The organism is Faecalibacterium sp. 3, from assembly GCF_048323735.1.
GTDB lineage: Bacteria > Bacillota > Clostridia > Oscillospirales > Ruminococcaceae > Faecalibacterium > Faecalibacterium wellingii.
The window spans coordinates 33,522-47,278 of sequence record NZ_JBLWFN010000001.1 but is presented as its reverse complement, the minus strand read 5'-3'; the positions used below and the strand labels follow the sequence as shown (position 1 = coordinate 47,278).

Annotated in this window: 15 protein-coding genes; 9 read left to right on the top strand and 6 right to left on the bottom strand. The window is 57.5% G+C overall.

Annotated elements, in window-relative coordinates; translation table 11 throughout:
- Window positions 1–7 precede the first annotated feature (7 nt).
- Window positions 8–583: a nitroreductase family protein gene (locus ACNSPV_RS00200; RefSeq protein ID WP_348585020.1), complete on the bottom strand. Its 576-nt coding sequence runs from the start codon at window positions 581–583 to the stop codon at window positions 8–10.
- A 200-nt stretch (window positions 584–783) separates the two neighbouring features.
- On the opposite strand from ACNSPV_RS00200, the gene ACNSPV_RS00195 reads away from it, so the two are divergent.
- The 3 genes from ACNSPV_RS00195 (at window position 784) to ACNSPV_RS00185 (ending at window position 2,225) form a co-directional block, all read left to right on the top strand.
- Window positions 784–909: a hypothetical protein gene (locus ACNSPV_RS00195; protein ID WP_348585021.1), complete on the top strand. Its 126-nt coding sequence runs from the start codon at window positions 784–786 to the stop codon at window positions 907–909.
- A gap of 187 nt (window positions 910–1,096) precedes the next feature.
- Window positions 1,097–1,453, top strand: a complete 357-nt coding sequence (locus tag ACNSPV_RS00190) for a twin-arginine translocation signal domain-containing protein (protein ID WP_339395744.1) — start codon at window positions 1,097–1,099, stop codon at window positions 1,451–1,453.
- 190 nt (window positions 1,454–1,643) lie between these two features.
- Window positions 1,644–2,225, top strand: coding sequence for a twin-arginine translocation signal domain-containing protein (locus tag ACNSPV_RS00185; protein ID WP_339395743.1), 582 nt, complete (start codon window positions 1,644–1,646; stop codon window positions 2,223–2,225).
- 182 nt (window positions 2,226–2,407) lie between these two features.
- Here the strand turns inward: ACNSPV_RS00185 and ACNSPV_RS00180 are convergent, their stop codons facing one another.
- Window positions 2,408–2,866, bottom strand: coding sequence for a threonine/serine exporter family protein (locus tag ACNSPV_RS00180; RefSeq protein ID WP_348585022.1), 459 nt, complete (start codon window positions 2,864–2,866; stop codon window positions 2,408–2,410).
- Entirely contained in the window at window positions 2,863–3,654 is a 792-nt protein-coding gene (locus ACNSPV_RS00175; protein ID WP_348585023.1) for a threonine/serine exporter family protein, read from the bottom strand. The genes ACNSPV_RS00180 and ACNSPV_RS00175 overlap by 4 nt, the downstream gene beginning before the upstream one ends.
- A 535-nt stretch (window positions 3,655–4,189) precedes the next feature.
- On the opposite strand from ACNSPV_RS00175, the gene ACNSPV_RS00170 reads away from it, so the two are divergent.
- The 5 genes from ACNSPV_RS00170 to metA all read left to right on the top strand — a co-directional run bounded on the left by ACNSPV_RS00170 (window position 4,190) and on the right by metA (window position 9,642).
- Window positions 4,190–5,110 (top strand): MetQ/NlpA family ABC transporter substrate-binding protein, encoded by a 921-nt coding sequence (locus ACNSPV_RS00170; RefSeq protein WP_249237238.1) that lies wholly within the window; start codon window positions 4,190–4,192, stop codon window positions 5,108–5,110.
- Window positions 5,111–5,298: 188 nt separating this feature from the next.
- Complete coding sequence (locus ACNSPV_RS00165; protein WP_249237237.1) at window positions 5,299–6,312, top strand: methionine ABC transporter ATP-binding protein; 1,014 nt, start codon at window positions 5,299–5,301, stop codon at window positions 6,310–6,312.
- On the top strand, window positions 6,309–6,965 hold the full coding sequence (locus ACNSPV_RS00160) for a methionine ABC transporter permease (protein ID WP_249237236.1): 657 nt from the start codon (window positions 6,309–6,311) through the stop codon (window positions 6,963–6,965). The genes ACNSPV_RS00165 and ACNSPV_RS00160 overlap by 4 nt, the downstream gene beginning before the upstream one ends.
- A gap of 254 nt (window positions 6,966–7,219) precedes the next feature.
- On the top strand, window positions 7,220–8,494 hold the full coding sequence (locus tag ACNSPV_RS00155) for an O-acetylhomoserine aminocarboxypropyltransferase/cysteine synthase family protein (protein ID WP_249237235.1): 1,275 nt from the start codon (window positions 7,220–7,222) through the stop codon (window positions 8,492–8,494).
- A 215-nt stretch (window positions 8,495–8,709) separates the two neighbouring features.
- Window positions 8,710–9,642, top strand: coding sequence for a homoserine O-acetyltransferase MetA (gene metA, locus ACNSPV_RS00150; protein WP_339395740.1), 933 nt, complete (start codon window positions 8,710–8,712; stop codon window positions 9,640–9,642).
- 351 nt (window positions 9,643–9,993) lie between these two features.
- Here metA and ACNSPV_RS00145 read toward each other — a convergent pair whose 3' ends face one another.
- From ACNSPV_RS00145 to ACNSPV_RS00135, 3 genes are all read right to left on the bottom strand, one after another.
- Window positions 9,994–10,578, bottom strand: coding sequence for a flavin reductase family protein (locus ACNSPV_RS00145; protein WP_348585024.1), 585 nt, complete (start codon window positions 10,576–10,578; stop codon window positions 9,994–9,996).
- On the bottom strand, window positions 10,575–11,555 hold the full coding sequence (locus tag ACNSPV_RS00140) for a glycosyltransferase family 2 protein (RefSeq protein ID WP_348585025.1): 981 nt from the start codon (window positions 11,553–11,555) through the stop codon (window positions 10,575–10,577). Before ACNSPV_RS00140 ends, ACNSPV_RS00145 begins: the two co-directional genes overlap by 4 nt.
- Before the next feature lie 164 nt (window positions 11,556–11,719).
- The gene (locus ACNSPV_RS00135; protein ID WP_348585026.1) at window positions 11,720–12,433 is read right to left on the bottom strand and encodes a Crp/Fnr family transcriptional regulator; all 714 of its coding nucleotides are present in this window, start codon (window positions 12,431–12,433) and stop codon (window positions 11,720–11,722) included.
- 188 nt (window positions 12,434–12,621) lie between these two features.
- On the opposite strand from ACNSPV_RS00135, the gene ACNSPV_RS00130 reads away from it, so the two are divergent.
- Window positions 12,622–13,674, top strand: coding sequence for an ABC transporter substrate-binding protein (locus tag ACNSPV_RS00130; protein ID WP_348585027.1), 1,053 nt, complete (start codon window positions 12,622–12,624; stop codon window positions 13,672–13,674).
- The last annotated feature ends 83 nt before the right edge of the window (window positions 13,675–13,757 follow it).

Sequence of the window (13,757 nt, the reverse complement as noted above, 5' to 3'; positions counted from 1 at the left end):
TTTCCCGTTACAGATACCTTGCGATCTCTTCCCTGCTCCGCTTGGGCACGCAGTAATCCCGGTTTTCGTCCAGATAATACTTCACGCCGGTCTGTTCGGTCAGCGGCACGATGCCGGCCTTGTGGGCCGGGTAGCCAAAGGCCACCATGAACGCCAGCTTCTGCGGCTCTTCAATGCCCAGCAGTTGGGTGAGCGCGGGCTTGTTGATGGCACCCATGATGCAGCTGCCCACGCCCTTGGCCCATGCGGCAAGGGTCATGTTGGCAAGCGCGATGCCGGTATCGGTGGCAAGGTCGCCGGGGATGGAGGCGTCCTGCACCACTGCCACGTACAGAGTGGGCAGCTCGTCCGCCTTGGGCGTGCCCTGCTCCGGCGGCAGATAGGCGGCCCACTTGACCAGCGGCTGCACCTTGGCCACGTCCTCGGGCCTGTTCACCACCACCAGACGCACGGCCTGACGGTTGGCCCCGCAGGAGGAAAGCCGGAGGGCCTCGATGATATCCTCCACCACGTCCTGCGGCACCGCTTTCTGCTCAAAGCGGCGGTAGGTGCGGCGGGAAGCAAGAAGTTCCATGACAGACATAAAATTACCTCGTTTCGTTGAAAAACTCATAAAATCGTGGCATACTGACAGCAGTATAGCAGATGCGGCAGGGCTGTGCAACACTGCAGCGGAAAAACAGTGCGCCCGGGCAGAAAAATTTGCGGCGCACGACAGGCTTTGACCCCAGCTGACAAAGGGAACATGGTAAACTGTGAAAAACAAAGAAGGAGGAAGAAACCATGAAACTGGTGGTTGGACTTGTGCTTTTTTTGGTGGGGATCAATGTGGGCTTTGTGACGGCAGGCCTGATGCATGCGGCAAGAGGGGAACATGAGCAGACAGAAGATGAAAACGGGACATGCTGAGGATGAATAAAAATAACACAGATGCGCTTGAAAAGTTGTGGTGGATTAACTTGCTGTGAAAATCTTGACAATCGGAAAATGGTATGGTATCTTGCTGTTTGTTAAAGCGAACTAACCACGACATTCTTGGTTAGTCTGTTTCGCTATGGAAAAGTACAAATAGCAGGAAAATCAGGAGGATAAAACGATGTCTAAGATTTCTCGCCGCAATTTCATCAAGGGCGCAGGCGTGGCTGCTCTGGCTGTGGCTGCTGCCGGTATGCTGGCTGGCTGTGGTTCCAGCGCTCCGGAAATGGTGGATGTTACTGTGAAGTATACCAAATGGAGCGATATCTTTCAGAAGTATATCACGATCGGCAAGGAAGGTGAGTATGACGAGACCATCAGCGTTGTGAAGGGTCAGAAAACCATCAAGAAAGAGCAGCTGAAGAATCTGGGTTCTGTGTGCACGAACTCGGGCTGCAGCGCTGAGGAGGCACCGAAGGAAATTGAAATCGACTGGACGGGCAAGACTCCGGTCGCTCAGGTCATTCTGTCCCTCTAATAAAATAAGAAAAATCAAAATGCACAAAAGGGCGGTAGTCACAGGACTGCCGCCCTTTTTCTGCATCCGGCGGCCAAAGATGCCAAAAACCACTTGACAAACTATTACCGGGGGGGGGGTATTATATAGGAAAAGCAGGCTCCACAAAAAGTGATCGGGGCATGCAGAAAAGATTGTGAGGTTGATTCTTATGTCTAACATTTCTCGTCGTAAGTTCCTCAAGGGCGCAGGCGTGGCTGCTCTGGCTGTGGCGGCTGCCGGTGTTCTGGCTGGCTGCTCCGATCAGAGCACGCCCGATACGGGCAAAAAGCGTCCGATCACGCTGAAGTACATGGTGACCAAGGGCGCAAGCATCGTCAAGGAAGTGCCCTATTCGGTTCCTGCTCTGGCTGAGACCGTGTCTTTTAAGACTATTCAGGATAATGTGCCTGCCGATCTGAAAGACTATGAGTTCGAAAGCACTGAGGACAAGAAGATCCCCGCCGATGGCGTTGTCGTCATTAAGATGCACAAGAAGGCAGCTGCAAAGCCTATGAAGAAGGTTACGATTAAGTATACTACTGGCACCAGCGAGGTCATCAGCACAGACTTTAAGTTCTATGAGCTGGAGGTTGATGAGAATGCAACGGCCCTCACTCAGGAGCAGCTGGATAGTCTGCCTTCTGAGAACTGCGCTTATAGGATTCTGAAGGCTGACGAGAAGTTCTTTGGTTATTCTCAGGGCGTCATTAAGGACGGCGTTGCAACCGTTTACGTTGAGGCGAAGAACTGAATCGCTCATAAAGCAGTATGAAAAAGAGAGCTGCCGTAAAACAGCTCCCTGAATCGATCATGCACAAAACCCGGAACCTTTTCGGGGCCTGAATGGCTCAGAAGGGTTCCGGGTTTCTGCTTTTTTTTTGCAGGATGCCGATGCGTTTTTATTTTGTAGCAGATATGCTGTATCCGTAAACATCACACTTTGTTCCGATGCCGCTTTGGAATGGGCACGCTGAGCACCAGACTGATGCCGATGGCCAGCGCAACGGCTACCTTAAAGGTGCTGATGCCGTTGGAAAGGGCCAGCGCATTGTTGCCCTGTATAAAATAGTAGGCGGTGTAGTAGATGCCCGCGCCGGGCACCAGTGGGAAGATGCCGGACAGCAGGAACACTGTCACCGGCATTTTGAGGGTGATGGCGAACACCCGGGTGAGCAGGGTAAGGGGGATCACCGCCAGCAGGGAGGCTGCAGCACTGTCTGCCCCCAGCATTACGGCCAGCTCGTAGACGAACCAGCCCACGGCACCCACCAGCCCGCAGAAGAACAGGCTTTTGCGGGGGCACGCAAACAGGACGGCAAAGCACAGGGTGCCGACCCCTGCAATGAAGAACTGCGCCGCCAGCTCTCCGATCTGTGTACTGGTGAGCATCATGCGACCACCACCCCCGTAAAGAATGTATAAAGGCTCAGCACAAGGCCGGTGCCAATGGCAATGCTGGCCGCAATGAGCAGTGCATCGATCATACGGATGGTGCCGGAAAGGTAGTCGCCTTGCACGAAATCCCGGATGCCCATGGTGAACGCGATGCCCGGCGTCAGGATCATCAGTGAACCAATGATAGCGTGGCTGGCAGAGGTGCCCAGCAGGCTGCAGCCCAGAATGCACGTCAGCGTGATGAGCGCCGCACAGCTGATCTTGCAAAAGCCGCCGGGCAGGTCGTGCCGGCCGCACAGCAGCAGATACCCGTTGGCAAGAAAGCCTGCCAGTGCCGCCGCCAATGCGCTGCGCAGCGTGCCGCCGAAGATCAGCGCAAAGCAGAACGCGCCGCACATGCCGGAGACCAGCTGCACCCAGTCCTTGGGGAAGGGAATGCGCCGTGCCAGCACAAGGCGGCTCTCGGCCTCGTCCAGAGTCATATTCCCCTCGGCGATCTCGCGGGAGAGGGCGTTCACTGCCGCCACCCGGCTCAGATGGGTGGTGCGGCTGGGCACATTGCGCACCTCGCTGATCTCGGCGGTGCCCGCACTGGCAAAGATGCCGTTGGTCAGCACATAAACGTGGAACTCCCGCAGATGGAACGACCGGGCCATGATCTCCATGGTCTGCTCCACCCGGAACACCTCGGCACCGTTTTCCAGCAGTGTCTGCCCCGCCGCCATGATAAAATCCATGATGCGGCGGCGCAGCTCCTCGTCCGGGAAAACCTCGCGGCTGTTCATTGCCGCACCTCCTTTATAAATAATGCTGTCTTATTCTACCATGTCCACGGCTGGCGCACAAGATAAAAAATCGCAATTCCCTACCGAAAAACTTCGTTTTGCCTGTTGACAAATCCGGCAGATGGGGTTATTATAAATGCAATATCACAAAAATGGCTGTGAAGAGAAGAGTAGGCCTTCGCATTGATCCTTACCAGAAAGCCCGGGCGATGGAAAAGGGCGGGAAACAGGAAGCTGAAAATGGTCTCGGAGCCGTGTGGGCGAGGCGCATGAGTGCTAAGTCTGCAACGGGAGCGCCCGTTACAGCGTCCGGCTGTAAGCAGCATGGCTGCCGCAGCATCGAGGCTGTGCCCGTGAGGGTACGGTGAACCAAGGTGGTACCACGGAAGTATGTTATGCTCCCGTCCTTGCTGAGCGTTATGGCGCAAAGTCAAGGACGGGAGCTTTTTTCATGCTTGCGTTCACAGGCCGCGTGCGGAACTGTGCCGTGCGGGCCGCAGTACATTTTATTAAGCAATAGAGAGGGAACAAAACTATGATTACTCGTCGTGATTTTCTGAAGGTTTCTGGCGTCGCAGCTGCTGCAGCTGCCCTGACCGCATGCGGCGGCTCTTCTTCCACCGCATCTTCCGCTGCTTCCGGCACTGCTTCTTCTGCAGCTGCTTCCACTGCAGCAAAGCTGGATAAGGTGAAGGTGGCTGTGCCCAACGATACCACCAACGAGGCACGTGCTCTGACCCTGCTGGAGAAGAACGGCTTCTTTAAGCTGAAGGCAGACGCCGGCCTGACCGCTACCAAGAACGACATCGAGGAGAACCCCCTGAATGTTACCGTCGATGAGGTGGAGGCCGCTCAGGTGCCCAACGTCCTGCAGGATGAGGACTACGCCGTTATCAACTCCAACTACGCAATTCCTGCTGGTCTGGACCCCATGACCGACGCTCTGGCAATGGAGGACGGCTCTTCTGATTACGTCAACGTGCTGGTCTGCAAGGAGGGCAACGAGAACGAGCCCAAGATCAAGGCTCTGGTGGCTGCTCTGCAGAGCCAGCAGGTCAAGGATTTCATGGATGAAAACTACAAGGGTGCTGTGGTCTCTGTTGTGGAGAACCCTACCGACGGCTACGACTCTTCCATCGACTACGATGCACTGAACGGCGAGACCGTCAGCTGCGCTGCTACCCCGGCTCCCCACTGCGAGGTGCTGGAGGTCTGCAAGGACATTCTGGCTGCCAAGGGCATCACTCTGGACATTCAGGAGTACGATGACTATGTGATCCCCAACACCATCGTTGAGGACGGCCAGTGCGACACCAACTACTTCCAGCATCAGCCGTATCTGGACAACTTCAACGAGGAAAAGGGCACCCATCTGGTGACCGTTGCCGGCATCCATGTGGAGCCCATGGGCATCTACGGCGGCAAGCAGGACAGCCTGGCACCGATCCAGGGCTAAGCAAACCCTCTCAGCCTCACTTCGTTCGGCAGCTCCCCCGATGGGGGAGCTTTATGAGCTGGTGCAGTAAAATATCACTTCTCATCAGAAGGAATCCCTTTCCGTCAGAAGCAAAAAGCTCGCCCTTCGGGAGAGCTGGCACGGCGTAAGCCGTGACTGAGAGGGCTTCCATACAAGGAGCAATTTCTGTGATCGAGATCAAACATCTTTCCAAGACCTTCCAGATGAAGGACGGCGCAGTGAATGCGCTGAAGGACATCAACCTCACCATTCCGGATGGTTCGATTTACGGCATCATTGGCATGTCCGGTGCGGGCAAATCCACGCTGGTGCGCTGCATCAATCTGCTGGAGCGCCCCACCGAGGGCAGCGTTGTCATTGACGGCACCGCGATGGAGACCCTGAACCCGGCCCAGCTGCGTGAGCGCCGCCGTGAGATCACCATGATCTTCCAGCAGTTCAACCTGCTGATGCAGCGCAGCTGCCTGAAGAACATCTGCTTCCCCATGGAGCTGGCCGGTGTGAAGAAGGCGGATGCCGAAAAGCGTGCCAGAGAGCTGCTGGAGGTGGTGGGCCTGCCCGATAAGGCCAACGCCTACCCGGCACAGCTGTCCGGCGGTCAGAAGCAGCGCATCGCCATTGCCCGCGCACTGGCAACGGATCCCAAGGTCCTGCTGTGCGACGAGGCCACCAGTGCGCTGGACCCCAACACCACCCATGCCATCCTGACCCTGATCAAGGACATCAACAAGAAGCTGGGCATCACGGTGGTGGTCATCACCCATCAGATGAGCGTTGTGGAGGAGATCTGCGATCACGTTGCCATTCTGGACGGCGGCGTCGTGGTGGAGGAGGGCTCCGTGCAGGAGATCTTCTCGAACCCCAAAACGCCCGCAGCAAGGCGTCTGGTGGCCCCCAACGGCGGCAGCGCTGCGCGGGACCTTTCCAGCTTTGCCCCGGACGACCATGTGGTGCGCGTCACCTTCAACGGTTCGTCCACGGCAAAGCCGCTGGTGGCAAGCCTTGCTGCAGAAAAAGGCATTCTGGTGTCGGTGCTCAGCGCCGATACCCGCGACCTGAGCGGTCAGTGCTACGGCTCTATGCTGCTCAAGCTGCCCGCTGATGTGGAGCAGGCAAAGCAGGCTGCGGCCTATATGCGCGCCCAGCCCGGCATTACGGTAGAGGAGGTGACCGGCGAATGAGTATTGCAGATTACGGCTTTGCCATCTGGGAGACCTTTTACGTAACGGTCCTTTCCACCGCGTTTGCGCTGGTGCTGGGCCTGCCGCTGGGTGTGCTGCTGGTAGCGGGTGATAAGGACGGCGTCCTGCCGCTGCCCGGCTGGCTGATGCATACCCTGAACATCATCATCAACATCCTGCGCAGTGTGCCGTTCCTGATCTTGATGATCTGCGTGTTCCCGCTCACCCGTGCCATTGTGGGCACCACGGTGGGCACCACGGCCACCATCGTTCCGCTGGTGGTGGCAGCCTTCCCGTTCGTGGCGCGTCTAGTGGAGACCAGCCTGCGCGAGCTGGACGAGGGCGTGGTGGAAGCCGCCCAGAGCATGGGCGCGACCCCCTTCCAGATCATTACCAAGGTGATGATCCCGGAGTGCCTGCCGGGCCTGATCTCCAGCATGACCACCGCCCTGACCACCATTCTGGGCTACTCGGCCATGTCCGGTGTCATCGGCGGCGGCGGTCTGGGCAAGATCGCTTTGTCCTACGGCTATTACCGCTATCAGACCAACATCATGATCGTCTGTGTCGTGCTGCTGGTGCTGATGGTCCAGGTGTTCCAGACGGTGGGCACCGCATGGGCCACCAGAAGCGATAAGAGGCTGCGGAAGTAACTCCTTCAGTCGCACTTCGTGCGCCAGCTCCCTCGGAGAGGGAGCCTCTGGCGAAGAGAAAAACTTTTCGGCATTGCCAAAGCCTCCCTCTTTGAGGGAGGTGGCAAAGCCGACAGGCTTTGACGGAAGGAGTTTTCTCCTCATTTCGCCCCCGACGGGAAGTAAAATTTAACGTTTCAATTCCCCGCCGGAGGCTGCTGCACTCCTGCGGGGAATTGTGTTATACAGACAAACCCAGTAAAGGAGTATGTAGTATGAATCGTGATACCATCTGTGTGCAGGGCGGTTATACCCCCGGCAATGGCGAACCCCGCCAGATCCCCATTATCCAGTCCACCACCTTTAAGTACGCCACCAGCGAGGATATGGGCAAGCTGTTCGATCTGGAAGCCGACGGCTATTTCTATTCCCGTCTGCAGAACCCCACCTGCGACCTTGTGGCCAAAAAGATCTGTGAGCTGGAAGGCGGCACGGCCGCAATGCTGACCAGCAGCGGTCAGGCTGCAAACTTCTTTGCCCTGTTCAACCTCTGCGAAGCAGGCGACCATATCGTGGCATCCAGCACCATTTACGGCGGTACCTTCAACCTGATCTCGGTCACCATGAAGAAGATGGGCATTGAAGCCACCTTCGTGGACCCGCTGTGCACCGAGGAAGAGCTGAACGCCGCATTCCGGCCCAATACCAAGGTAGTGTTCGGCGAGACCATCGCAAACCCGGCCCTGACCGTGCTGGACATCGAGAAGTTTGCCAAGGCTGCTCACGCCCACGGCGTGCCGCTGATCGTGGACAACACCTTCCCCACGCCGGTCAACTGCCGCCCCTTTGAGTGGGGCGCGGACATCGTCACCCACTCCACCACCAAGTACATGGACGGCCACGGCGCAGTGCTGGGCGGTGCCATCGTGGACGGCGGCAAATTCGACTGGATGGCCCACGCCGACAAGTTCCCTGGCCTGTGCACCCCGGACGACAGCTACCACGGCATTACCTACGCCGAGCGCTTCGGCAAAGAGGGAGCGTTCATTACCAAGGCGACCGCTCAGCTGATGCGGGACTTTGGCTCCATGCAGTCGCCCATGAACGCCTACATGCTGAACCTCGGTCTGGAAAGCCTGCATGTCCGGATGCAGCGCCACTGCGCCAACGGCATGGCCGTGGCAGAGTTCCTTGAGAGCCATCCCAAGGTGGCCTACGTGAACTACTGCGGTCTGGAGTCCAGCCCGTACCATGCACTGGCGGAGAAGTATCTGCCGAATGGCAGCTGCGGCGTGGTCAGCTTTGGTCTGGCCGGCGGCCGTGAGGCTGCAAGCATCTTTATGAAGAATCTGAAGCTGGCAGCCATCGAGACCCATGTGGCCGATGCCCGCACCTGCTGCCTGAACCCTGCATCCAGCACCCACCGCCAGATGAACGATGAGCAGCTGAAGGCTGCCGGTGTGCCCGCAGAGCTGGTGCGCATGAGCTGCGGTCTGGAAAGCAGCGAGGATCTCATTGCGGATATCGCACAGGCGCTGGATAAGATCTAAAAGGCAAACGGGTTCGCCCTCTCAGCTTCACTTCGTTCAGCAGCTCCCCCCAAAGGGTGAGCTTTATGCATCTGCCGGTTTGGGCCCCTCTCCATAAAAAGGTACTCCAGAAAAGCCCGCAGGCTTTTCTGGAGTACAAAGTACAAAAATAAATTCCGCTGAAGATAGCCAGAGCGTCAGCGGAGGCTATTCTAAATCGTTAGGAGTACGACACTATGCCGCTGATCATTCCCAAGACTCTGCCTGCCTACGATGCCCTGTACAAGGAGAACGTCTTTGTCATGCACCGCGAGCGCGCCCTCGCCCAGCATATCCGGCCGCTGGAGATCCTGATCCTGAACCTGATGCCCACCAAGATCACCACCGAGACCCAGATCGCCCGTCTGCTGGCAAATACCCCGCTGCAGGTGCACATGACCCTGCTGCAGACGGCCAGCCATGCGGCGACCCACGTTTCGGCGGCACACCTCGAATCGTTCTATAAGAACTTTGACGAGGTAAAGAACAACCGCTACGATGGCATGATCATCACCGGTGCACCGGTGGAGACCATGGACTTTGAGCAGGTGGATTACTGGCAGGAACTGTGCGAGATCATGGACTTCAGCGAGACGAATGTCTACTCCACCCTGCATGTGTGCTGGGGCGCGCAGGCGGGCCTGTACTACCACTACGGCGTGCACAAGCAGCTGCTGCCGGAAAAGATGTTCGGCGTATTCGAGCACCGGGTCGTCCGCCCGTCGAACCCGCTGGTGCGCGGCTTTGACGAGGTGTTCTATGCGCCCCACAGCCGCCACACCGGCATCAGCCGCGAGGATGTGGACAACTGCAAGGCTCTGCGCATCCTTGCCGAGAGCGATGTGGCCGGGCCCTTCCTCATGAGCACCGAGAACGGACGGCAGATCTTTGTCACCGGCCACCCGGAGTACGACAAGTACACGCTGGATTCAGAGTACCGCCGCGATGTGGACAAGGGCCTGCCCATCCATGTGCCGGTGAATTACTACCCGGATGATGACCCGTCCAAACCGCCGCTGTTCCGCTGGCGTGCCCACGCCCACCTGCTGTATGAGAACTGGCTGAACTACTATGTCTACCAGAACACCCCCTATGATCTGGGCGAGATCCAGCGCGTAAAGCACGAATAAATGCAAAAGAAAACCGGTATTGCGTCAAAATTGCGCGATACCGGTTTTTGTGCTATACTGTTCCTGCGGCCCTTCTCCATTCCCCTAACCGCGGAAAGGAGGTGGTAACCAATGGAAGCCTTCATCTCATTTATACAGACTGTCGGAGCAGAGGTAGTTGCCTACTATCTGTGCAAGTGGCTTGACAGCCTGTTCTTCAAGGGCAGTAAGCACTAACTCAAGAAGCCCCCCGGTAGTATCAGTACCGGGGGGCTTTTGGTTTTTTCGTGGTAACCACGGAACAGGCCTTCATCTCATTGCCTATCTTTAGTATATGCAGTTTTGAGCAAAAGTCAAGCGATGAAATGTAAATTATTTTTTACGCCTTACCGGCTTTTTCTTGCGCACGCTGTAGCCAAAGGTGCCCAGCTTTTTGCCCAGTGCCAGATATTCACCGTGGCTGTAGACGATGAGTTTTGCCTTTTCGAGACACAGCTTGCCGCTTTCGTCCAGCAGGCTTTCGTCCACATCACAGGCCACCACTTCGGCAAGGAACAGATCGTGGCTGCCCAGTGGGATCACCTGGGTCACTCTGCACTCAAGATTCACCGGGCTTTCTTCCAGAATGGGGCAGTCGGTCAGTACAGTGCCGGGGGCGGCGTGCAGGCCGCAGGCGGCAAACTTGTCCACGTCACGGCCGCTTTTCACGCCGCACCAGTCCACCGAACGCACCAGCGCTTCGGTGGGCAGATTGATGGCAAACTGTCCGCTTTCCTGAATGAGGTGGTGGCTGTAGCGTTCCGGCCGAACGCTGATGGATACCATGCTGGGCTGGGTGCAGATGGTGCCCGTCCAGCCGATGGTGATGAGATTGGGCTTTTCCAGCCCGCCGCAGGACACCAGTACCGGCGGTTCCGGGTTCAGCAGGGTGCTGCCGCGCCAGCTCTGTTTGCTCATCCGTGATACTTCCTTTCGTAGGGGGCCCAGGTGCGCTCGCTGATGATGTAGCGCGGACGGGCCTTGGTCTCCATATAGATCTTACCGATATATTCGCCGATAACGCCCAGACACACCAGCTGCACGCCGCTCATGAAGCAGACGATGCACACGATGGAGGCCCAGCCGGCCACGCTGCTGCCCATGGCGGCGCACACGATGGCCCAGATGACCCCGATAAAGCCGATCAGGCTCACGGCAATGCCCGCCCCGGTAATGATGCGGATAGGCTTGTTGGAAAGGCTGGTGATGCCGTCAAAGGCCAGTGCCAGCATCTTGCTCAGGGGGTAGTGGCTCTCACCGGCAAGGCGCTCATGGCGCTCGTAGGTGACAACATCGCTCCGGAAGCCTACCAGAGGCACCATGCCGCGCAGGAAAATGTTCACTTCCCTGTAGTCGGCAAAGCTTTCCAGCACACGGGTGCTGATGAGGCGGTAGTCTGCGTGGTTGAACACGATGTCCGCACCCAGAGCGTTCATCACATGGTAAAAACCCTCGGCGGTGAACCGCTTGAAGAAGGTGTCCGTATCGCGGCGGCTGCGCACACCGTAGACCACCTCGGCACCGTCCAGATACTTTTTTACCATCTCGTCCATGGCGTTGATGTCGTCCTGACCATCGCAGTCGATGGAAATAGTAATATCGCAGGTGCCGCTGTGCAGCGCCTCCATCAGACCGGCCAGCACGGCGTTCTGGTGGCCGCGGTTGCGGCTCTGGGCGATGCCGATATAGTGCTCGTCCTGCGCGGCAAAACTCTGGATCAGCTCCCATGTCTTGTCTTTGGAGCCGTCGTTCACGAACAGCACCCGGCTCTTCTCGCTCACAAGGCCCTGTGCGGCCAGAGAATGGATCTTTTCCAGAAACATGGGTGCTGTGATGGGCAGCACCTGCTCTTCGTTGTAGCAGGGGATCACGATCCATAAAATCGGTTTTGACATATTTAAAAATACTCCTTAAAAATAACAAGATAATGCCGCTGACGGTTACGGCCTTCCAGTGAAAAAGAGTTTTAGAAAAATCCGCAGATTTTTCTAAAACTCAAATATAAAAATAAAATTTCCGCTGAATACAGCCAAAGCGCACGCGGCGGCTATTCAAATGGTCACTGCACCATCTGCTTCAACACCTCGGGTTTCAGCAGTTTGAAGCTGCTCTTGTAGGTGTCCAGCAGGCCGTCCCGCTGCATCTGGCTCAGCTCACGGCTGAGGGCGCTGCGGTCACAGTTCAGGTAATCTGCCAGCTGGATGCGGGAGAACGGGATGCTGAAGGTCAGGCTTCCGGCCCGTTCGCTCTCGCTCAGAAGATAGGCGCACACCTTGGCCCGCAGGCTCTTGAGCACCAGCAGGTCTACCCGGCGGGAGAGGGAAAAATATTTATCGCTGATGGTGCGCACCAGATTGCGCAGCGCCAGCTGATGCGCCGGGCTGCCGTCCGACAGCAGAAGCTGCTCGTAAGGGATGAGCAGCACCTCACAGGGTACCGATGCCACCACCGTGACCGGACTGGTCCGGCTGGAACCGCCCAGCACATCGCCGAACACCCCGCCCGGCTCCATGTGGGTGATGGGGATGCGGGCGCCCTGCGGCCCGGGACGGTAGGCTTCCAGCTCGCCGTTCAGCACAATGCCTACCCGACGGCTGGGTTCGCCCGCCAGCACAAGGGCCTCGCCCTTGCCGTAGCTGCGCACCACGGCGCCCAGCTGGCTCAGCAGGGTCTGCAGCTCTTCGGCGGTCAGACCATTGAATAATGAGGTGGAGCATAACAGCGAAAGATAGTTTTTCATCGCAAATTTGTGGGAAAGACCTGGGGTCTCCACAGCCCTCCTGCAATTCCGTTGCACACGCAACGGTATTTTTGATTCTATTATAGTAAACTTAGACCCGCAAAGCAAATGATTTTGCAAATTTGCTTTGTAAAAAATATAAAAAGACAGTCCGATGATTCTGTGCAAAGTTTTGCGGCACAGGGATCGCGCTGTCTGATGAGGAAAAGAGGGAACCCCGCATGAAAAAACTGACATCTGTGCTGCTGACTCTGGCCCTTGCCCTGAGCCTTGCCGCCTGCGGCGGCGCAGCATCCAGCTCCACTGCTTCCAGCGCTGCCTCTGGCGAAGCCGTCTCCGAAGCTGCTTCCAGCGAGGAAGCCAAGGAGCTGTCCACCACCGATGCTCTGCGCATCGCCGGCCTGAAGGGCCCCACCACCATGGGTCTGGTGAACCTGCTGAGCATGGAAGAGGACGGTACCGCTTCCATGGACTACGATCTGCAGCTCTACGGTGCTGCCGATGAGATCGTGCCCCTGCTGATGAAGGGCGAGCTGGACATGGCTGCCATCCCGGCAAATCTGGCTGCGACTCTGTATCAGAAGACGGAGGGCGGCATTCAGGCTGTTGCCGTCAACACGCTGGGCGTGCTGTACGTAGTGGAAAAGGGCGGCGATACGGTCCAGTCCATGGCAGACCTTGCAGGCCGTACCATCCTGTCCACCGGCAAGGGCACCACGCCCGAGTATGTGCTGCGCTACCTGCTGGCTCAGAATGGCATTGACCCGGACAAGGACGTGACCATTGAATACTACAGCGAGGCCACCGAGGTCACGGCCCAGATGGCCAATACCGAGGATGCCATTGCCGTCCTGCCCCAGCCCTATGTGACTGCAGCAGGCCTGCAGGACGACACCCTGCGTGTGGCACTGGACCTGACCGAGGAGTGGAACAAGGTGGCCGATACCCAGCTCATCACGGGCGTGACCGTGGTGCGCAAGGAGTATGCCGAGGAACACCCGGACGTGGTGGCTGCATTCCTGACCGACTACGCCAAGAGCGTGGAAGCTGCCAATACCGATCTGGACGGCACCGCTGCTTTGTGCGAGGAGCAGGGCGTTGTGGCCAAGGCTGCGATCGCCAAGAAGGCTCTGCCCGAGTGCAACATCGTATGCCTGACCGGCGACGAGCTCAAGACCAACGCATCCGCTTATCTGCAGGTGCTGTTTGACGCCGACCCCAAGGCGGTGGGCGGCGCAATGCCCGGCGATGATTTCTACTGGGCTGCCGAGTAAGCCTTTCCTGAACCAGACCTTCTCTCCGGCCGCTGTGCGATTGGTACGCACGGCGGCTTTTTTGTTTGCACAGAATGCTTGTA